Origin of the sequence: Mesorhizobium sp. M1088, from assembly GCF_040318575.1 — a bacterium.
Taxonomy (GTDB): Bacteria; Pseudomonadota; Alphaproteobacteria; order Rhizobiales; family Rhizobiaceae; genus Mesorhizobium.
The window spans coordinates 42,077-62,219 of sequence record NZ_JAMYMO010000036.1 but is presented as its reverse complement, the minus strand read 5'-3'; the positions used below and the strand labels follow the sequence as shown (position 1 = coordinate 62,219).

General features: G+C 64.7%; 19 protein-coding genes. 5 read left to right on the top strand and 14 right to left on the bottom strand.

Annotation, left to right across the window (positions count from 1 at the left end):
- Nucleotides 1-144 precede the first annotated feature (144 nt).
- The 5 genes from NKH49_RS27770 to NKH49_RS27750 all read right to left on the bottom strand — a co-directional run bounded on the left by NKH49_RS27770 (nt 145) and on the right by NKH49_RS27750 (nt 5,867).
- The gene (locus NKH49_RS27770) at nt 145-1,083 is read right to left on the bottom strand and encodes an ABC transporter substrate-binding protein (protein ID WP_352450137.1); all 939 of its coding nucleotides are present in this window, start codon (nt 1,081-1,083) and stop codon (nt 145-147) included.
- Between the two features lie 86 nt (nt 1,084-1,169).
- Complete coding sequence (locus NKH49_RS27765; RefSeq protein WP_502894527.1) at nt 1,170-2,147, bottom strand: ABC transporter permease subunit; 978 nt, start codon at nt 2,145-2,147, stop codon at nt 1,170-1,172.
- Between the two features lie 20 nt (nt 2,148-2,167).
- Nucleotides 2,168-3,712, bottom strand: coding sequence for a sugar ABC transporter ATP-binding protein (locus tag NKH49_RS27760; protein ID WP_352928818.1), 1,545 nt, complete (start codon nt 3,710-3,712; stop codon nt 2,168-2,170).
- Complete coding sequence (locus NKH49_RS27755) at nt 3,709-5,088, bottom strand: FGGY-family carbohydrate kinase (protein ID WP_352928816.1); 1,380 nt, start codon at nt 5,086-5,088, stop codon at nt 3,709-3,711. Before NKH49_RS27755 ends, NKH49_RS27760 begins: the two co-directional genes overlap by 4 nt.
- Nucleotides 5,085-5,867: a DeoR/GlpR family DNA-binding transcription regulator gene (locus NKH49_RS27750; protein WP_023680486.1), complete on the bottom strand. Its 783-nt coding sequence runs from the start codon at nt 5,865-5,867 to the stop codon at nt 5,085-5,087. The genes NKH49_RS27755 and NKH49_RS27750 overlap by 4 nt, the downstream gene beginning before the upstream one ends.
- Nucleotides 5,868-6,095: 228 nt before the next feature.
- Here NKH49_RS27750 and NKH49_RS27745 point away from each other — a divergent pair, with 228 nt between their 5' ends.
- Genes NKH49_RS27745 through NKH49_RS27735 form a run of 3 tightly spaced genes read left to right on the top strand, consistent with a single transcriptional unit; the run spans nt 6,096 to nt 9,275 of the window.
- The gene (locus NKH49_RS27745; RefSeq protein WP_352748461.1) at nt 6,096-7,139 is read left to right on the top strand and encodes a class II aldolase/adducin family protein; all 1,044 of its coding nucleotides are present in this window, start codon (nt 6,096-6,098) and stop codon (nt 7,137-7,139) included.
- Nucleotide 7,140: 1 nt separating this feature from the next.
- The gene (locus NKH49_RS27740; protein ID WP_352928814.1) at nt 7,141-8,427 is read left to right on the top strand and encodes an FGGY-family carbohydrate kinase; all 1,287 of its coding nucleotides are present in this window, start codon (nt 7,141-7,143) and stop codon (nt 8,425-8,427) included.
- Nucleotides 8,424-9,275 (top strand): TIGR01459 family HAD-type hydrolase, encoded by an 852-nt coding sequence (locus NKH49_RS27735; protein WP_352615435.1) that lies wholly within the window; start codon nt 8,424-8,426, stop codon nt 9,273-9,275. Before NKH49_RS27740 ends, NKH49_RS27735 begins: the two co-directional genes overlap by 4 nt.
- 12 nt (nt 9,276-9,287) lie before the next feature.
- Here the strand turns inward: NKH49_RS27735 and NKH49_RS27730 are convergent, their stop codons facing one another.
- From NKH49_RS27730 to tesB, 6 genes are all read right to left on the bottom strand, one after another.
- A complete protein-coding gene (locus NKH49_RS27730; RefSeq protein ID WP_352928812.1) occupies nt 9,288-10,094 on the bottom strand; it encodes an exodeoxyribonuclease III in 807 nt (268 codons plus the stop codon).
- 130 nt (nt 10,095-10,224) lie between these two features.
- Nucleotides 10,225-10,908, bottom strand: a complete 684-nt coding sequence (locus NKH49_RS27725; protein ID WP_031213172.1) for an outer membrane lipoprotein carrier protein LolA — start codon at nt 10,906-10,908, stop codon at nt 10,225-10,227.
- A gap of 132 nt (nt 10,909-11,040) precedes the next feature.
- Complete coding sequence (locus tag NKH49_RS27720) at nt 11,041-13,698, bottom strand: FtsK/SpoIIIE family DNA translocase (protein ID WP_352540844.1); 2,658 nt, start codon at nt 13,696-13,698, stop codon at nt 11,041-11,043.
- Nucleotides 13,699-14,041: 343 nt separating this feature from the next.
- A complete protein-coding gene (locus tag NKH49_RS27715) occupies nt 14,042-15,364 on the bottom strand; it encodes an ammonium transporter (RefSeq protein WP_352540949.1) in 1,323 nt (440 codons plus the stop codon).
- A gap of 49 nt (nt 15,365-15,413) precedes the next feature.
- Entirely contained in the window at nt 15,414-15,752 is a 339-nt protein-coding gene (locus NKH49_RS27710; protein WP_023679755.1) for a P-II family nitrogen regulator, read from the bottom strand.
- A 219-nt stretch (nt 15,753-15,971) separates the two neighbouring features.
- The gene (gene tesB, locus NKH49_RS27705; protein WP_031212697.1) at nt 15,972-16,847 is read right to left on the bottom strand and encodes an acyl-CoA thioesterase II; all 876 of its coding nucleotides are present in this window, start codon (nt 16,845-16,847) and stop codon (nt 15,972-15,974) included.
- A gap of 100 nt (nt 16,848-16,947) precedes the next feature.
- On the opposite strand from tesB, the gene NKH49_RS27700 reads away from it, so the two are divergent.
- Nucleotides 16,948-18,192 (top strand): ubiquinone biosynthesis hydroxylase, encoded by a 1,245-nt coding sequence (locus NKH49_RS27700; protein ID WP_352470911.1) that lies wholly within the window; start codon nt 16,948-16,950, stop codon nt 18,190-18,192.
- A 31-nt stretch (nt 18,193-18,223) separates the two neighbouring features.
- On the opposite strand, the gene NKH49_RS27695 is transcribed toward NKH49_RS27700, so the two are convergent.
- From NKH49_RS27695 to NKH49_RS27685, 3 genes are all read right to left on the bottom strand, one after another.
- Complete coding sequence (locus NKH49_RS27695) at nt 18,224-18,751, bottom strand: hypothetical protein (protein ID WP_352540843.1); 528 nt, start codon at nt 18,749-18,751, stop codon at nt 18,224-18,226.
- 143 nt (nt 18,752-18,894) lie between these two features.
- Nucleotides 18,895-19,251: a YciI family protein gene (locus tag NKH49_RS27690; RefSeq protein ID WP_352615439.1), complete on the bottom strand. Its 357-nt coding sequence runs from the start codon at nt 19,249-19,251 to the stop codon at nt 18,895-18,897.
- A gap of 2 nt (nt 19,252-19,253) precedes the next feature.
- Nucleotides 19,254-19,493 (bottom strand): hypothetical protein, encoded by a 240-nt coding sequence (locus NKH49_RS27685; protein WP_352450153.1) that lies wholly within the window; start codon nt 19,491-19,493, stop codon nt 19,254-19,256.
- Between the two features lie 222 nt (nt 19,494-19,715).
- On the opposite strand from NKH49_RS27685, the gene NKH49_RS27680 reads away from it, so the two are divergent.
- Nucleotides 19,716-20,141 carry an OsmC family protein gene (locus tag NKH49_RS27680; protein WP_352470788.1) on the top strand — a complete coding sequence of 142 codons (426 nt, stop codon included), beginning with the start codon at nt 19,716-19,718 and terminating at the stop codon, nt 20,139-20,141.
- The last annotated feature ends 2 nt before the right edge of the window (nt 20,142-20,143 follow it).

Sequence of the window (20,143 nt, the reverse complement as noted above, 5' to 3'; positions counted from 1 at the left end):
GGGGGGGGGGTTTTTTTTAAACCCCCACACAACGCCGGGCCCCGTTTATCCCCCCCCCACCCCACCCCCAAGGGGGTTTTCCACACCCCCCCCCCCAAAAACCGGGGGCGCCCGCCCCCCCCCCCCCCACCAGGCTCGGGAGGCTTAGCGAGCTGCGGTCCAGCCCTTGTAATCCTTCAAATTGTCGGCCGTAATCAGCTTCGGGTCGAGCAGTACCGTCGGCTCGGCCGGCTTCTTGCCGGCAAGCAGGTCAGCCGCCATCGTCAGCGACTGGCCGGCCATCACATAGGGATCCTGCGAGGCCGAGGCCTTGATCATCGACGCGCCGGAGGCGAGTTCCTTCTCGATATCGGGCGCGCCGTCGACCGCGGTGAAGATGAACTCCGAGCGGTTGAGCTGCTTGGCCGCAAGCTGGGCGCCGATCGCCGTCGGATCGTTGATGGCGAAGACCGCGTCGATCTTGTCGAAACGCGTCAGCAGCGACTGGAACACTTTCAGGCCGCCGTCACGCGAGCCTTCGGCGTTCTGGTCGTCGGAAAGGATCTTGATGTCGGGGTGCTTTGCCAGCACGTCCTTGCAGCCCTTGACCCGCTCCAGGATCGACGACGAGGCCGGGCCATTGAGGATGACATAGTCGCCCTTGCCGCCGGTATGATCGACCAGATACTGGCACGCCTCTTCGCCGGCCTTGACGTTGTTGGTCATCACGGTGACGTCGGCGCCCGGCGCCGAAACGTCGAAAGCGGCAACGACGATGCCGGCCGCCTGCGCCTTCTTCACCGCCGGCGCGATCGCCTTGGCATCGACTGCGTTGAGCATGATGACGTCGACACCGGCAGCGATGAAGGAATCGACCTGCGATACCTGCTTGTTGAGATCGTAGTCGGCCGATACCGAGGTCACCTGCACATTCGGGTTGATCTTCTTGGCCGCGTCCTCGATGCCCTTGATGGTGGCGACGAAGAACGGGTTGCCGAGCAGTCCGACCGAGATGCCGACCTTGTTCAGATCCTTTGCCGATGCCGGCGCGATGACGGCGGCCGCAAGGGCGACGCCGCAGAGCAGTTTAGCGATGGTCTTCATTGTTTTGTTTTCCTCCTGATGCCCCGCGCCTCTCACGGTGCGTTACACATGAAACCGGCTCGTTGGATGCCGGCGACTAAGGGCCATCACGTTCTTGCTCCTGCCTGGAGCCGGTAACGGTCGAGGGCGACCGCCACGATGATGACCAATCCCTTGATGATGTACTGCCAGATGTCCGAAACACCGGCGAGGATGAGCCCGTTGGACAGCACGGCGATGATCAGGCCGCCGATCAGCGTGCCCCAGATCGAGCCGACACCGCCGACGAAACTGGTGCCGCCGAGGATGACTGCGGCAATGGCGTCGAGTTCGTAGGACTGGCCGAGCTGAAGCCCGTTGGCGGCATAGAGCCGGGCCGCCGACATGGCGCCGCCAAGGCCGGCCAGAAGGCCGGAAACGCCGTAGACGAAGAGCAGCACCAGCGGCACCTTGATGCCGGTCAGCCTGGCGGCCTCGGCGTTGCCGCCGACGGCGTAGATCCAGGTGCCGAGCACGGTGCGCTTGAGCACCAGCCAGGACAGGACGACGACCGCCAGCGCGATGATTACCAGCCACGGAATGCCGAACAGCGAACCGTTGCCGATGAAGTCGAACGGCAGGTCCGCGTTGAACACCGTCGTGTCCTGGCCGAGCAGGCGGGCGACGCCGCGCACGGCGGTCAGCGATCCCAGCGTGACGATGAAGGGCGGCAGCTTGATATAGGCGATCAGCAGCCCGTTGATGACGCCGAAACCGAGCCCGACGAGAATGGCCGCAGGCACGCCCAGCAGTCCCCAATCGGGCACCAGCGACACCATCACCGCCACCATCGCCGAGGCGGCAAGGATCGAGCCGACGGACAGGTCGATGCCGCCGGTCAGGATGACGAAGGTCATGCCGGCGGCCAGCACGATGTTGATCGACGATTGCTGCATGACGATCAGCAGATTGGTCTGGGTGAAAAAGCGCGGATTGATGAACTGGAAGCCGACCGCCAGCAGGATCAGGATCGGCAGCATGCCGAGTGCGGCGATGGCGGTACGCCATCTCGTGCTCCTGCCGACCGCCCGGTCGTCCGCTTTCATCGTGTCGGCCACCTTGTCGGTCATCGCTGAGCCGCTCCCGTTGCAAGTTCCATGATCGCTTCCTGCCGCAGCGGCTCGCCCTCCGACGCCGTCACCTCGCCGGCAATGGTGCCGTCGCGCATCACCAGCACGCGGTCGGCGATGCCGATCACCTCCGGCAGTTCGCTGGAGATCATCAGGATGGCGATGCCTTTCTTGGCCAGATTGTCGATCAGCCGATAGATTTCCGACTTCGCCCCGACATCGACGCCGCGGGTCGGCTCATCGAGGATGACGACCTGCGGCTCGGTTTCCAGCAGGCGGGCGAGCAGCACCTTCTGCTGGTTGCCGCCCGACAGCGAGCCGGCATTGGCCTGCACCGAGCTGGTGCGGATGGAGAGGTCTGACACCGCCTTGGCAGCGCGCTTTTCGGCAGCCGTGAAGTCGCGCAAACCGCCGGCCTTCGCGTCCTTTGCCAGCACGCCCATGCTGATATTGTCGGAGATCGACATGTCGAGAAACAGGCCAAGTTGCTTGCGGTCCTCGGTCAGGTAGGCGATGCCGGCATCGAGCGCCTCGCTCGGCGAACCGATGGATATCGGTTTGCCGCCGAGCTCCAGCGTGCCTGATGTGTGCCTGTCGGCGCCGAAGATCAGCCGTGCCAGTTCGGTGCGGCCCGAGCCGACCAGGCCGGCCAGTGCCAGCACCTCGCCCTTGTGGAGGTCGAAGGAACAATTCTTTATGAGATTGCCGTCCGACATGCCGCGCACCGACAGCGCGATGGCGCGCTTGCTGTCCGGCGGACGGTGATCCTTCTTGTAGAACGTCGACAGATCGCGCCCGACCATCATCGATACCAGGCGCAAGGCGTTCAGGTCGGCGCGGTCGAGCGTGCCGACATAGCCGCTGTCGCGTAGCACGCTGACGCGGTCGGCGAGCTGGTAGACCTCTTCCATGCGGTGGCTGATGTAGATGATGGCGATGCCTTGCGACTTCAGCGTCGCGATCACCTCGAACAGCCGGTCGGTCTCACGCGAGGTCAGCGACGTGGTCGGCTCGTCCATGACGATGATGCGCGCATTGGTCGACAGTGCGCGGGCGATTTCCACCAGCTGTCGCTCGCCGAGCGACAGGCTTGCGACCGGAGTGCGCGCCGAGAAGGTCACGCCGAGCCGCGCGATGATCTCGCTGGCGCGCCGATTGCACTGCTCGCGGTCGACAACGCCGAACCGTCGCGGCTCGTTGCCGAGAAAAATGTTCTGCGCTACCGACAGATTAGGCGCCAGCGACAGCTCCTGATAGATGACCGCAATGCCGGCGGCGCGCGCCTTGATCGGGTCGCCAGTCGCGGCCGGCACGCCGTCGATCAGGATTTCGCCGCCGGGGTCCGGCCGGTAGGCGCCGGACAGCACCTTCATCAGCGTCGACTTGCCGGCACCGTTTTCGCCCATCAGCGCGTGCAGCTCGCAGGCGTGAACGGTCAGCGACACATCGTGCAAGGCGCGGATCGCACCGAACGTCTTGGAGATGTGGCGCATCTCCAGCACCGGCTGGCGCACCGTCTCGATCCGGGCGGCGGCGCTCATCGCGCACCTCCTGCAGCTGCGCTGGCCACAGCCCGGTCGGCGGCAAGGCCGCGCCAGTCGTTGCGATAGCCGGCAAGGCCGCTGAAACTTGCCGCATGCACCGCCTCCGGCGCTTCGGTGGCAAACTCGCGTCCGACGCTTTCGAAGGCAAGTGCGGCAGCACCGGTGGCGCTGCCCTCCAGCGTTGCGCCCTGCAGGAAAGCCTGCCCGGGCCGCAACTGCGCCAGCAACGCGGCAAGCAGCCCGCCATTGTTCAGGCCGCCGTCGACGATCACTGTGTTGTCCGAATGGATCAGCTCGAGGCACAGATCGACCATCAGCGCGACATAGAGCAGCGCCATGGCCGCGCGTTCCTCGGCATTGGGCGTACGCCCGACCAGTTCGCCGCGGCGGTGCGGCATCGGGCCGCCGGGCGCGAAGCTCGGCAGCGCCATAATGCCGGCGTCGATCACCCGTTGTATCGATGACGGCGCGATTGCGCCCTGCCAGCCGGCGCTGATCGTGGCGAATTCGCGGCCGCCCATGAAGCGGACGGTTGGCACCGGGCCGCCATCGACATCGACATTGACCAGCATGTCGCGCTCGCCGTCGAGTGCGTCGAGCGGGCAGTCCGGATTGAGCACGACCACCCAGGTGCCGGTCGAGACCACGGTCACCGGCCCGAGCCGCTGCCGGCGGTAGGCATGGAGCGCGGCATTGCTGTCGTGGACGCCATTATGGATGGCGACTGGCTTCGCGGCCTGGCCGAAGCGCTGCTCGCCGATCACCGCGCCGGCACGCTCGAAGGCGGGCATCTGGCCGCGCCAGCCCTCGGCATCGACCAGCGAGCTGAAATCGCGTTTGCGCGGCGCCCATAAATGCGAGTGGCAGCCAAGATACGACACTTCCGATACCGGCCGGCCGCCAAACCGCCAGCTCCAATATTGGGGGTAGCCGAGGATCGATTTCGCTGTGGCGAAGGCACCGGGCTCCACCTGCTTCAGCCACAACATGTGGCGGCCGTAGTTGAAGCCAAGCGGCAGGCGCGGCGAAAAGGTCTCGGCAAAATCCGGAATGCGGCGGTCGATCTGCGCGGCGATTTCAGTTGGCGGTTCCTGCTCGTAATCGAGGATCGGATGCGTCAGCGCGGCTTCGTCGACCAACGCGAAGGTGCAGCCATGGCCGGATACCATCAGCCCTTCCACGCCATGCGTGTCGACTGCATCATCGATGGCGCGAGCCGCCCAGTCGTGCAGCGCTGGCTCGTCGAGCACGCTGAAGCCGCCTTTGCGGATCCAGCTCGGCTGGGTGCGGCGCTCGTCGAGGATCTGTCCGTCCTGGCCGAAGACGAACAGCTTCGAATTGGTCTTGCCGAAATCGAGGACGGCGATGTTCACTGGGCGCCTCCCGAGGAAGCCGCGATCCGCACCATGACGCCGGCATCTTCGAGCATGCGGGCATCTGTCTCGGACAGGCCGTCATCGGTGACCAGCGTGCCGATCCGCGACAGCGGCAGTGCCACATTGCGCGCGTGGATCGACAGTTTTCGGCTGTCGGCCAGCACGACGATCTGGTCGGCGCAGAGGCTGAGCTCGACGATCGAGCGGACCAGCAGCGGGTGCGATTCCAGAAGGCCTTCCTGGCCGATGCCTTGCGCGCCGAGAAAGAACTTCGAGGCGTAGAACGGCACCGTCTGCGTCAGCGAATGGATGATGCCCGGCTCGCGGTGCAGTTCGCCGCCGGCGACGGTGAGGCTGCAATGGCCGTGGTCGCTGAGATAGGCCGCGAGCGGCATCGAGTTGGTGTAGAGCCGGATGTTGCGGTCGGCGAGCTTGACGCCGAGATGGAAGCAGGTCGAACCGCCATGCACGATGACCGCGTCGCCGTCGCGCACCATGGTGGCGGCGAGAGCGGCGATCTGCCGCTTGGCCTCGACGGCGAGGTCGCGGTTCTCGTCATAGGGCCTGGCATAGGCGACGCCGGCTTGCGAAGCGCCATCGAGCGCCGAGATGCCGCCATAGACCTTGCGCGCTTCGCCGGCCTCGTCGATCTTGTCGATGTCGCGCCGCACTGTCGCCGCCGACACGCCAAGCCGCTCCTGCAGCTCGCGCACCGATGCGAAAGGCCGGTCCCGCAAAAGCTCGACAATCTGGCGCTGGCGGCCGGAGTCGCTCAACCCTTACCTCCCAATGCGCTTGCCTCCCAAGCATTTTGCACGGCATTGCCATTTTGCACGGCAATTGGTGCAACTTACTCAACACGCCTCGGATTGCAAGCCTGATCTGACGCGATAACATCACTGTTGACGTAACTTACTCGCATCTGCGATACCAGCGTCGGTCTTCGTCCCGGCACCGGGACGTCCAAAGCCGTGGCCACGCGGCCGGTTTGTGGAGGAATTTCGATGACGATCAGTGCGGATGCGCAGGAACTGGCAGCGCTGCGGTCGCTTTCGGCCGCCATCGGCAGCGACCCGCATCTGACCCAGGCCGCCGGCGGCAACACCTCGCTGAAAGCCGGCGACACGCTCTGGATCAAGGCCTCCGGCACCTGGCTGAAGGACGCGCTCATCGCGGACATCATGGTGCCGGTCGGCATCCCGCCATTGCTCGACGCCATCGAACGGCGCGACCCGGCCGCCGAACAGCCGCAGGCCTTCACTGTCGGCGCCCTCAACGCGCGCGGCTTGCGCCCGTCGATCGAGACCACCGTGCATGCGCTGATGCCGCAGCGCATCGTTCTCCATGTTCACTGCGTCGAGACCATTTCGCTGGCCGTGCAGGCCGACTGCGAGGCCGAGGCCGCCAGGCGGCTCGACGGCCATCAATGGGCGTATGTTCCCTATCGCCGGCCGGGACTGCCGCTCGCGCAGGGTATCGCCGAGCGCCTTCGGCCAGGCGTGGATATCCTGATCCTCGGCAATCACGGCCTGGTCGTTGCAGCCGAGACCGTCGCCGCGGCCGACATGCTGCTGCGGCGCGTGACACGACTGTTGGCGCGGCCGCCGCGCCGGGTGGCGGAACCGGACATCGCGGCATTGACGGCGCGCGCCGGCGACAGCGACTACAGATTGCCGGCGGACGTTGAGGCGCATGCGGTGGCGATCGACCCCGAAAGCTGCCGCATGGCTTCGGGTGGCAGCCTCTACCCCGACCACGTCATCTTTCTCGGCGAAGGCTCGGTCGTGGCGAGACCGGACGAGGGTGTGAAGCGCGTCATCGAGCGCTGCGGCGCCGCACCCGTGGCGATCCTGTTTCCTGGACTCGGCGTGTTGATGCGCGGCGACGCCGGCGCCGGTGCCGACGCCATGCAGCGCTGCCTTTCCGACGTGACAGCGCGGATCGATGTCGCGGCGAAGCTGAATTATCTGACAGCGGCGGAGAATGACGAGCTGATCAACTGGGACGCCGAAAAATATCGCCAGAAACTCAATGCCGGAGGCAGCTAACATGCCGCGTTCGTCTGGTCCGCTTGCCATCGGCATCGACATCGGCACATCCGGCGCGCGCGCCGTCGCCATGCGTCCGGACTTTTCCATTGCCGCGCATTCCGCTATTGCCCTCGAGCGATTTGGGCCGAACGGCCGCGACCCCGCCATATGGTGGGAGGCGGTCGGCGCGACGTTGGCGGAACTGCTCAAATGTATCGATCGCGCGGCAGTGCGCTCGATCGCCGTCGACGGTACGTCGGGCACGCTGCTGCCGGTCGACGGCGCCGGGCGGCCGCTGGCCGAACCGCTGATGTACAACGACAAGGTCGCTGACGACACTATCCTGACAGCAATAGCCGACGCGGCACCGGCAACGAGCGCTGCACTCGGGGCGACCTCCGGTCTCGCCAAGGCGCTGTCTTTCCAGCACCTGCCCGGCGTCGCCACTGTGCTGCACCAGGCAGACTGGATCGCCGGACAGTTTTCCGGCCGCTTCGATGTCAGCGACGAGAACAATGCCCTGAAGACCGGCTACGACGTCGGGGCCAGGCGCTGGCCGGACTGGATCGCCGCGACCGGCGTGCGCATGGAATTCCTGCCCCGCGTCGTGCGGCCGGGCGATGTCACGGACACGCTCACCGCCAGCGCCGCGAAAATGTTCGGCCTGCCGCGCGACGTGGTCGTGGTCGCCGGCACCACCGATGGCTGTGCGTCGTTCCTGGCAACCGGCGCGACGGCGGCGGGCGACGGCGTCACTGTGCTCGGCTCGTCGCTGACCATCAAGATCCTCTCCGACCGGCCGATCTCGGCGCCGCAATTCGGCATCTACAGCCATCGGCTGGGTGACACCTACCTGGCGGGCGGCGCCTCGAACTCCGGCGGCAAGGTGCTGGCCCAGCATTTCCCCGTCGCCCGCATTGTCGAACTCAGCAAAAAAATCGACCCGGCGACGAAGACCGGCCTCGATTATTACCCGCTGCCGGCGCCGGGCGAACGCTTCCCCATAGCCGATCCGGCGCTGCCGCCGCGCCTCGAGCCGCGGCCCGCCGACGACGCCGACTATCTGAAAGCGATGTTCGAGGGTATTGCGGCGATCGAAGCGCTCGGCTATCGCCGGCTTGCCGAACTCGGCGCCCCCCGGCTGACATCGGTCAGGAGCGTCGGCGGCGGTGCGGCCAATCCGGCCTGGACAGCGATCCGGCAGCGCAAGCTTGGCGTCGCTCTCGTGCCGGCTCTTTCGGAGGAGGCCGCTGCCGGCACGGCGCGGCTGGCGCTGATGGGCGCAAGCGCAGCGGGGCTTTTATGACGGACAAGGCAATTCAACACCTCGACGGCATCGCCGCGCTGACCGACCGCTATCAGGTGTTCCTGCTCGACCAATTTGGTGTGCTGCACGACGGCACCAGCGCCTATCCAGGTGCTGTCGAAGCGTTGTCGGCACTCAAGCGCGCCGGCAAGACCATCGTACTGATCTCGAATTCCGGCAAGCGGGCGCAACCCAATGAGCGCCGCCTGCTGAAGCTCGGCTTCGAACCGGGAAGCTGGGATCACTTTGTCTCCTCCGGCGAGGTGGCGTGGCGCTCCTTCCACCAAATGGCAGCATCCGGAGCCCTGCGCCCGCAGACAAAATGCCTGCTGATCCGCCGCGACAATGACCGTTCGGCTGTCGACGGCCTGCCCTTCGTCCTGGCCAAGGACGGCGACGATGCCGAACTGGTGCTGATTTCCGCCAGCGAGGGCGATCGCTACGACCTCGACCATTATCGCCGGCTTCTTGGTCCGGCGGCGGCGCGGCGGGTGCCATGCTTCTGCACCAATCCCGACAAGATCATGCTGACTGCCGTCGGCCCTCGCTTCGGCGCCGGCCGGCTCGCCGATCTCTATGAGAGCCTCGGCGGCAGCGTGTCGCGCATTGGCAAGCCCAATCCGCAGATATTCGAGGCAGCGCTGGCACTGGCGGGCCACCCGGAGCGCGACAGCGTGGTCTGCGTCGGCGACAGCGTCGAGCACGACATCGCCGGCGGCAACGGCGTCGGTGTCGCGACGACGCTGGTCCTGTCGGGCATATTGGCGGGGGCGCCTGACCTGGAGGACGTTTTCGCCACGCTGAATGCCCGTCCCGACTACATCGCGGATAGCTTCAGGTTTCGCTGAGGCGAGACAAAGCTAATCCAGGTTGAAACGCCCGATCACCGGCACGTGGTCCGAGGGCCGTTCCCAGCCGCGCGCCGGCCGCAGGATTTCATAGCCGGCAAAATGCGGCACCAGGTTTGGCGACGACCAGACATGGTCGAGGCGGCGGCCGCGATTTGAGGCCTGCCAATCCTGGGCGCGATAGCTCCACCAGGTGTAGAGTTTCTCCTTGTAAGGTACATTGAGCCGCATCAGGTCGATCCAGTCGCCGGCGAGCCGCATTGCCTCGAAGTTTTCCGTCTCGACCGGCGTATGGCTGACGACATTGAGGAGCTGCTTGTGCGACCAGACATCGTGCTCGAGCGGCGCGATGTTGAGGTCGCCGACCAGGATCGAGCCGGAGTGCTCGTCATGCTCGGCCCGCACGGCGTTCATCTCGGCAACGAAATCGAGCTTGTGCTTGAACTTGCGGTTGACGGCCGGGTCGGGCTCGTCGCCGCCGGCCGGAACGTAGAAATTGTGCAGCAGGATCGTTTTGCCGCCGGCGTTGACGGTGACCGACAGATGCCGGCTGTCGTCGATCTCGCAGAAGCGGCGCTTTTCGACCACCTCGATCGGCCGCCGCGCTATGGTGGCAACGCCGTGATAGCCCTTCTGGCCATGGAAGGCGATGTGCTCGTAGCCGAGCTTGCGGAACGCCTTCTCCGGAAACAATTCGTCCGGAACCTTGGTTTCCTGCAGGCAGAGCACGTCCGGCGCCTGCACGTCCCCCAGGCGCTCGACGATCGGCATGCGCAGCCGGACGGAGTTGATGTTCCAGGTAGCGACGGAAAACGGCATGTGGGGTTCCACGCAAGATCCGCCGGATGGCTCCGACGGAAGTCAATCGCGGAAACTACTGCCAGCCGCGCACCGCAAAAACAAGCCGCCCGCACCAACGCGGGAAAAGCTATCCCGCAGCAGTAGGAAGTTACCGCGTCTTGGTGTTCAGCTCGCGGTTCGCCGTATAGTCGATGGCGAAGGTGTCGGGGGCGAAGCTGACGCCCTCCTTGGTGTTGAAGATCATCACCGTCGTGTCCTTGCCTTGCGCATCGGTGATGGTCCACTGCCGCAATTCATAAGATTTCGGATCGAACATCATGGTGATCTTCGAATTGCCGAACACCGATTTGTCGGCAAGCTGGATGGTGGTGAGATCGTCCTCTTCCTTGACGCTTCTGACGCGCCCGCCCGACAGATCGATCTTGTCGTCGAGCAGCAGCTTCAGCGGCGTCTTCGACAGCGGATAGAGGTCGGACGTCCGCAGCTTCTTGTTGAGGATGACCACCGACTTGCCGTCGGAAATCACCCTGAAATTCGAGGCGCCGTCATAATTGAAGCGGATCTTGCCCGGCCGTTCCAGAAAGAACTTGCCGCCGGTCTGCTCGCCCTTGGGTCCGAACTGCACGAACTCGCCGCTCATCGATTTGACCGAGGAGAAATGATCGGCGATCTTCTGCGCCGTCGCCGGAACCGCTGCTTGCGCCGACGCCAGCAGCTGGAAGCCGGGCACGAGGTTGGCGGCCGCCGCACCGGCCAGGACCAGGCCGAGGCCGAGCACCTGCCGGCGGGTTGGGGCGAAATCCCTGCTTGGGGCGAGAGTTGCGTTTTTCATGCCGGTCACCATCATCTGATTGCTTGCTCGTTATATTGGTCTGGCCCCCCAGTTGGGCTTAAGTTTGGCGGCCGCACGGCGCCCGTCGTTGCAACGCGCCAAAAGGTTCAAAGTTGCCGGCGCGGACGCGCTCTAGAACTTGTCGTCCTCCGTCGGCACCAGGATTTCGCGTTTTCCGGCATGGTTGGCCGGGCCGACAATGCCTTCCTTCTCCATCTTCTCGATGATCGAGGCGGCGCGATTGTAGCCGATGCCGAGCCGGCGCTGGATGTAGCTGGTAGAGGCCTTGCCGTCGCGCAGCACCACCGCGACCGCCTGGTCGTAGGGATCGTCGGAATCCTCGAAATTACCGCCGTCGCCGCCGCCACTGCCTTTGCCCGTCGGCTCATCGTCATCCTTGTCGTCGTCCTCGGTGATGGCGTCGAGATATTCCGGCACGCCCTGCAATTTCAGATGCGCGACAATCTTCTCCACCTCGTCGTCGGAGACGAAGGGACCGTGCACGCGCTGGATGCGGCCGCCGCCGGCCATGTAGAGCATGTCGCCCATGCCGAGCAGCTGTTCGGCGCCCTGTTCGCCCAGGATGGTGCGGCTGTCGATCTTCGATGTCACCTGGAAGGAGATGCGGGTCGGGAAATTCGCCTTGATGGTGCCGGTGATGACGTCGACCGATGGCCGCTGCGTCGCCATGATGACATGGATGCCGGCGGCGCGCGCCATCTGCGCCAGGCGCTGCACCGCGCCTTCGATGTCCTTGCCGGCGACCATCATCAAATCGGCCATCTCGTCGATGATGACGACGATGTAGGGCATCGGCTCGAGGTCGAGGTTCTCCGTCTCGTAGATCGCCTCGCCGGTTTGGCGGTCGAAGCCGGTCTGCACGGTGCGCGAGATCCTTTCGCCCTTTTTCTCAGCCTGCTGCACGCGCGCGTTGAAGCCGTCGATGTTGCGGACGCCGACCTTGGACATCTTGCGGTAGCGGTCCTCCATCTCCCGCACGGTCCATTTCAGCGCCACCACCGCCTTCTTCGGATCGGTGACGACCGGCGTCAGAAGATGCGGAATGCCGTCATAGACCGAGAGCTCCAGCATCTTTGGATCGATCATGATCAGCCGGCAGTCCTGCGGCGTCAGCCGGTAGAGCAGCGACAGGATCATGGTGTTGATGGCGACGGACTTGCCCGAGCCGGTGGTGCCGGCGACCAGCACGTGCGGCATCTTGGCGATGTCGACGATCACCGCCTCGCCATTGATGGTCTTGCCCAGCGCCAGCGCCAGCTTGGCCTTGGTGGTTTCGAAATCGCGGCTGGCCATGATCTCGCGCAAATAGACCGTCTCGCGCCTGGCGTTCGGCAATTCGATGCCGATCGCGTTGCGGCCGGGCACCACGGCGACACGGCAGGCGATGGCGCTCATCGAGCGGGCGATGTCGTCGGACAGGCCGATGACCCGCGACGATTTGATGCCGGGCGCCGGTTCCAGCTCGTAGAGCGTGACGACCGGACCCGGACGCACATGGATGATTTCGCCCTTGACGCCGAAATCCTCCAGCACGCCCTCAAGCAGGCGGGCGTTCTGCTCCAGCGCATCCTTGGACAGGCTGGCGTCGCGCACCACGTTCTTTGGTTCCGACAGGAAGTGCAGCGACGGCATCTCGAATTTTTCCGAGCCGATCAGCGAAGTCTGCGCCTCGCGCTGGACGCGGGCGCCGGGGGCCGGCCGCGGCGCCGGCGCCTCGACGCGTGTCGCCGCGTCGGAACGGAAGTTCTGCACCCTGGCCGTTGGCGCGGCGCGGCGCTGGCCGGCCGGCTCGGGCGCGAAATCCATGTCGTCGTCATTGTCGTCGTTATCGAAGACGTCGGCATCGTCAGGGTCGATCGAGGCACTGCGGTCGTTGACCATGGCGGCGAAGAATTCCGGCTCGACGCGGGCGCGCCCGCCCGGGCTCATCCGCGCCTCGGCGAACTCGGCCGATTCGACCCGTTCGGCCGCCCGCCGCCAGGCGCTGGGGCGCGGTTCCATCTCCGGCTCGAAATCGTCGCGCTCGCGCCGGCGCGCGGCGCGGCGGCGCAGATAGGCCCGCAGCGACAGCCACCAGTGGGTGATGGCGCCAAGCGCCAATATACCTTCGTCGCCCTCGTCCTCTTCATTGTCGAAAAGCAGGTCGTCCTGCGGATCGGGCACTGCGGGCTGTTCGAGGACGGCAAAGCCGTTCTTGCGCGAAATCAGCGCCGAGCCATACAAGAATACCCACAGCGCCGGCGCTGCCAGGAGCACGGCGAGCACGCTGGCGACGAGGCCGGTCGGATAGCCGCCGATGACCAGGCCCGGGATATTGAGCACCATGTCGCCGAAGACGCCGCCGAGGCCGGTCGGCAGCGGCCAGGTCTTGGGCGGCACCACGCAGCCGGCAATTGCCGCGCCAAGCAGCGAAAACCCGAACCAGGCCAGTGCCCGTTTCGGCAGCCGGTCGACGCCGCGCGCGGTAAACAGCAGAAATCCCCAGATCACCGCCGGCACCAGCGCCGCAACGGCGGCAAGTCCGAAGAACTGCATGGCAATGTCGGAAAAGACGGCGCCGGCATAACCCATTGCATTGGTGACGATATTGTCGGTGGCGTGCGAAAAGCTCGGATCGGCGACGTTCCAGGTGGCAAGGGCGGCGACGCCGAAACCAACCAGAGCAAACAGCCCGGCACCGACCAGCCGCCCGACCTGGCGCCTCGCGAACGACCGGATGCCGTGCTCCGTATCGGCCAGCGCAAGCGGTGCTGAAGCCCCTGAACGCATGCTTTTCCTCGTCTGTCGTTGCCCGGCCGGGCGCGGACGCGCAACACGGCAGATTCGGCTGTCAGACTAGCGGCGGGAAGGTTAAGGGCGCATTAACCATGGGCATTCTGCGTCACCGGAACGGGCGACCGCCACCACAGTTCGGAGCGTTGCGGCCGCTGTTTCACGCCGCCGGCGGATCGAGCCACCTTGATCAAGCGATTGTATGATCGAGCCATAACGGCCGCCTGCACACAAAAAAGAGGCCCGGAAGGTTTCCGGGCCTCAAGGCGTGAGCCCTTTCGGGAGCATCACGACGGGATCTTCCCGGCACCGGCAAAACGCCGGTGCCAGCCAATAAACCTCACGGCACCACTTCGCCGTGCTGGCTGATGTCGAGGCCTTCGACCTCTTCCTGGGTGGAAGGACGCAGGCCGACCAGCGCCTTGACGATATAGAGGATCACGAAGCTCGCGATCGCCGTCCACAGGATGGTGAAGACGATACCGTAGAGCTGCTTGCCGACAGAGGCACCCGAGCCAAGGCTGTTGATCGCCGGATCGGCGAGCACGCCGGTCAGCAATGCACCGATGATGCCGCCGATGCCGTGCACGCCGAATGCATCGAGCGAGTCGTCATAGCCGAACGCGTGCTTGAGCTTGACGGCCGAGACGTAGCAGAGCACGCCGGCGACGATGCCGACGATGAAGGCGCCGGTCGGATTGACGAAACCGGAAGCCGGCGTCACCGCGACCAGGCCGGCGACGGCGCCCGAGATGATGCCAAGCACGCTCGGCTTCTTGGCGACGATCCATTCGGCGAACATCCAGGCGAGCGCCGCGGCGGCAGCGGCAACCTGGGTGTTCAGCATCGCGGCACCGGCAAGGCCGTCGGCGGCCAGTTCCGAGCCGGCGTTGAAGCCGAACCAGCCGACCCACAGCAGCGAAGCGCCGATGACGGAGTAGACGAGGTTGTGCGGCGCCATGTTGGTGGTGCCGTAGCCTTCACGTTTGCCGAGAACCAGCGCGCAGACCAGGCCGGCAACACCGGCATTGATGTGAACGACCGTGCCGCCGGCGAAATCGAGAACGCCGGCTGTGCCGAGGAAGCCGCCGCCCCACACCCAGTGCGCGATCGGGGCGTAGACCACCAGCAGCCACGCGCCCATGAAGATGAGCAGCGCCGAGAACTTCATGCGTTCGGCGAAGGCGCCGGCAATCAGCGCCGGCGTGATGATGGCGAAGGTCATCTGGAACATCGAGAAGACGAACTCAGGAATGTTCGCCACGCCCGGCAGCCACAGCGAGGAGGTGGTGATGCCGTTGTGGAAGAACTTCGAGAAGCCGCCGAGATAGGCATTCATGCCGCCGCCATCCGAGAAGGCCAGCGAGTAGCCGAACATGAACCACAGCACCGTCACCAGGCAGGTGATGGCAAAGCTCTGCATGATGGTGGCGAGCACGTTCTTCTTGCGCACCATGCCGCCATAAAACAGCGCCAGGCCCGGTACGGTCATCATCAGCACCAGCGCCGTCGAGGTCAGCATCCAGGCTGTGTTGCCGGTGTCGAGCGCGGGTGCAGGGGCAGCCGGTGCCGCCGGTGCCGCTTCCTGCGCGAACGCAGCAACCGTGCCCAGTGCAGCGAGAGCGAGCGAACCTAAAACGGCCGCGCGTCCCGTTATCTTCAAGGTAGAAGGAATATTCATTGAACTCTCCATTGGAATACGTATCCGCAGCTCAAAGCGCGTCGGTGTCTGTTTCGCCGGTGCGAATGCGCACCGCCTGGTCGATGCCGAAAACGAAGATCTTGCCGTCGCCGATCTGGCCGGTCTTGGCCGCCGCGGTGATGGCTTCGACGGCCTTGTCGACCATGTCGACAGCGACCGCGACTTCGATCTTGATCTTCGGCAGGAAGCTGACCGCGTATTCCGCCCCGCGATAGATTTCCGTGTGCCCCTTCTGACGTCCGTAGCCTTTTACTTCGGTGACGGTCAGGCCCTGGATGCCGACTGCGGTGAGCGCCTCGCGCACCTCGTCGAGCTTGAACGGCTTTATGATTGCCATCACGATCTTCATAAGGTTTCACCCTTTGCTGTTGCGGGTCCCCGCGTTTGCACGACTTCGCCGATCCCCATGAGAGCCGGAGAGTGCCCGCTAGGATTCAAGCTCCGTGCCAATTGCCGAAGCAGGGTGTTAAGCTGTTGTTAAACAACGAAATCGAGAAGGTCTGGCAGCTGCCTGTTCACAGACGCGGCAGTGCATATGCTTAAAAAGTAGGCAAATTTCGAAAAATGCCTACTCCGCAGGCGGCCGCTTCAGCCGGATGAGTCCTTCTTGGGCAACCGAGGCGATCAAGGTGCCGTCGCGGGCAAACAGCGAGCCGCGGGTAAAGCCACGCGATCCTTGCGTCGACGGGCTGTCTTGCGTGTACAGCATCCAGTCGTCGAGCGGATGGCTGCGGTGGAACCACATGGCGTGGTCGAGGCTGGCTGCCTGGATATCACGATCGAAAATGGCGCGGCCATGAGCAAAGGTCGAGGTGTCGAGCAGCGTCATATCCGAGAGGTAAGCGAGCACGGCCGCCTGCGTGGCGCGGTCGGCCGGCACCGGGCCGGTGGTGCGGATCCAGATGTTCTGCTTCGGCTCGAGCTTTTCCCGGCTGGTATAATGCTTCAGCATCACCGGCTTCATCTCGATCGGCCGGTCGCGCTCCCAATAGCGCTTGATGCCGTCGGGCACGGCTTCGCCGAACTTGCCCAGCAATTCGCGCTGCGACAGCAACGTGTCGGGCGCCGGCACGTCCTGCGGCATCGGCACCTGATGTTCCAGGCCGACCTCATCCTGCTGGAACGAGGCTTCCAGCGAAAAGATCGCCTGGCCGTGCTGGATCGCCACGACGCGGCGCGTGGTGAAGGAGCCGCCGTCACGGATGCGGTCGACCTCGTAGATGATAGGCACCTTGGTGTCGCCCGGCCGCATGAAATAGCCATGCAGCGAATGCACGTGGCGCTCGGGCTCGACCGTTCGCTGCGCGGCGACCAGCGCCTGGGCGATGGTCTGGCCGCCGAAGATGCGCTGCCAATCGAGCTTGGGGCTGCGACCACGATACAGGTTGTGTTCCAGCTGCTCGAGGTCGAGAATGCCGAGAAGCTCGTCCATGGCTGCCGTCATCTTGACCTCGCCGCAAAATTACCATGGCGGTTTCCGACAGGAACAGCGGGCAGTCAAGGGCGGAATGCCCGGCGACAGTCAGGCTGCGAAAGGAATTGCCATGGTCGACAGCAAGAATTCGCTCGATGTTCTGGTCGCCGGCGCCGGTTATGTCGGCCTAGCCGCCGCCGTGTCGCTGAAGCAGGCGCGGCCGAGCCTCGCCGTCGCCGTCGTCGATGCGGCACCCGCCAGGGTCTGGCAGAAGGACGGCCGCGCCTCGGCGATTGCCGCCGCCGCGTGCCGCATGCTCGACCAGCTCGGCGTCTGGAACGAGATCGCGCCGGGGGCGCAGGCGATCACCGAAATGATCGTCACCGATTCGCGCACATCCGATCCGGTCCGCCCGGTGTTCCTCACTTTCGACGGCGAGGTCGCGCCCGGCGAACCCTTTGCGCATATGGTCGCCAACAAGGATTTGAACGGCGCCTTGCGCCGGCGCGCCGAACAACTCGGCATCGGCATCATCGAAGGCGTCGCCGTCAGCGCCTTCGACATCAACGGCGCCGGCATCACCGTGCATCTTGCCGACGGCGCGACGCTGAAGGCGCGGCTGCTGGTTGCCGCCGACGGCGTCAATTCGAAGCTGCGCGACATGGCCGGCATCAAGACGGTGAAATGGGAGTATGGCCAGTCCGGCATCGTCTGCACGGTGGCGCACGAGCGGCCGCACAACGGCCGCGCCGAAGAGCATTTCCTCCCCGCAGGCCCGTTTGCCACGCTGCCGCTCAAGCCGGGCAAGGACGGCACCAACCGCTCGTCGATCGTCTGGGTCGAACGGTCGCAGGATGCCGAGAAACTGGTCAGTGGCGACACGCTGGTCCTGGAATATGAGCTCGAGCAGCGCTTTGGCCTGAAACTCGGCGAAATCCATATCGCCGACAAGCCGCGTGCCTGGCCGCTCGGGCTGATCATTGCGCGCGCCTTCGTCGCGCCGCGCATCGCCTTGGCCGGCGACGCCGCCCACGGCATCCACCCGATCGCCGGCCAGGGTCTCAATCTCGGCTTCAAGGACGTGGCGGCGCTGGCCGAAGTGGTGGTCGAGGCCGACCGGCTCGGCCAGGACATCGGCGCGCTCGACGTGCTCGAGCGCTACCAGCAATGGCGGCGTTTCGACACGGTGCAGATGGGCATCACCACCGATGTGCTGAACCGGATGTTTTCCAACGATTTCGGCCCGCTGCGCACTTTGCGCGACATCGGCCTCGGCCTCGTCGAGCGCATGCCGCGGCTGAAGGGGTTTTTCATCCGCCAGGCGTCGGGTCTGTCCGGCGACACGCCGAAACTGTTGAAGGGCGAGGCGATTTAGGCTTGGCAAGTGCGCGTTACTGGCCGTTCGGTCAGTTGACCTCGAAGCCCAGCTTCTGGCGCAGCCGCAGCATGCGCTGGTCGGGAATTTGCAGGTTTTGACCGCCGGCTTCCGCCGCACGGCTGACCATCCGCAGCAGATCGCTCCTTTCGGCCGCGTCGAGCCGTTCGCGCAGGAACGGTGCCAGCTTGTCGATGACCACCGTGGCGTCGTCGATTTGCGATGCCGCCCATTTGGCGTAGATCACCGCTTCATCGGTCTGTTTTTTGTCGGCAATCTCCGAGATCACCGATCGAATGGCAGCTTCGCGTTGCGGCAGCACAGGACCATGTTCGGAAACGATGGCGGTGATCAGCGTCGCGGCGGCGACGACCGGATCGTCGATCGCCGTCAGCGGCGAGAGCGCCGCCTGCTTGCGCAGTTTCTTGCGGCGGACGTTGCCCTGGACGCGGCCAACCACGTCGGCAACCTCACGCGCCGCGTCGTTCATGGTCTTCAGCCGGTACCACCAGAACGCCGCCGCCCCCAGCAGGCCGATTGCAGCAATCAATATATGCATGCCCAAGATCCCCCAATCTCGGGCGACGATAGGAGAAGTATTGCTTCGCTTCAACACGCAAAAGTTGCGCCGATTGAAGAAAACGACAGCCCGCGCCAGTCGCCGGCCGCCATCACTTTGCTAAGGATCTTATCGGGACATCCCTACGACCCCGGCACGTTGTAGATCGCCCGCACCTCGATCGTGCCGATTTCGGCCAGCGGAATCTCGCCCGCGATCTCCAGCGCCTCATCGAGGCTCTCGGCCTCGATCATGACGAAACCGAGCAACTGCTCCTTGGTTTCGGCGAAGGGGCCGTCGGTGACCAGCCGCTTGCCCTTGCGCCTGCGAACGGTTTTCGACGTCTGCACCGATTGCAGCGCCTGCGCGATGATCAGCATCCCGCGTTGGTCCAATGACCGGTCATGGGCCATCGAATCGGCGTCGAGCTTGGCCAGCCTCTCGGGGGTCATTGCGTAGAGATCTTTTTCTTCACCATAGACTAGGCAAACATACTTCATTTTTATCTCCATTCCTGGCTTGAAGCCGAAGACGAGGCTACGGAAATCTCCGCGGAGCCCTTGCCTGCCGCAGAATCGAGACCGGCCGCAGCATAGTCGAGAAGAGATACCGCAATCCCAATGATGGCAATCGCCGCAAGCAGTCGGCCGAAGCCGGAAGGCTGCAGGCGCGACCAGTCGGCTTGTTGTTCACCGGCCCTGTGGCCGGTGCTTGTCCAGTGAGCAGAAAACAGATTGTTCATGTGGTCCTCCATCCGGCCACCAAGTCCATGGCCGCCCGCAGGACGGCCGGGACAGATGGAAGTCGACATTTTTGCACGCATATTTTTTTCGAATTTTTTTCGCTCGACATGATGTGTCACGCCGCCGCCGATACGAAAGCGTGGGTGGCCTTCGCTCCCGCGCGCGCTATAGTCGACTGGATGCCGATCACGGGCTCAGCCACGACAATCAAGGAGGAATTGATGGACCGCACCGCCAACGCCGTTTGGAAAGGCAGTTTCAAGGAAGGCAAGGGCACACTCGAAACCCAGAGCGGGGTGCTGAAGGGCACACCCTATTCGGCCAAGACGCGTTTCGAGGATGAAAGCGGCAAATCCGGCACAAACCCGGAAGAGCTGATCGCCGCCGCCCATGCCGGCTGCTACGCCATGCAGCTTTCGCATTTTCTCGCCGAGAACGGCACTCCGGCTGCCGAGCTCGACGCCAAGGCCGTGGTAACGCTGGTCCCCGGCACCGGCATCACCGGCAGCGCGATCACGCTGGTCGGCAAGGTACCGGGCATTGATGCCGCCAAGTTCAAGGAATTGGCCGAGAAGGCCAAGGCCGAATGCCCGGTCTCGAAAGCGCTCGGCGCCATCAAAGTATCGCTCGACGCCAGGCTCGGGTGAGA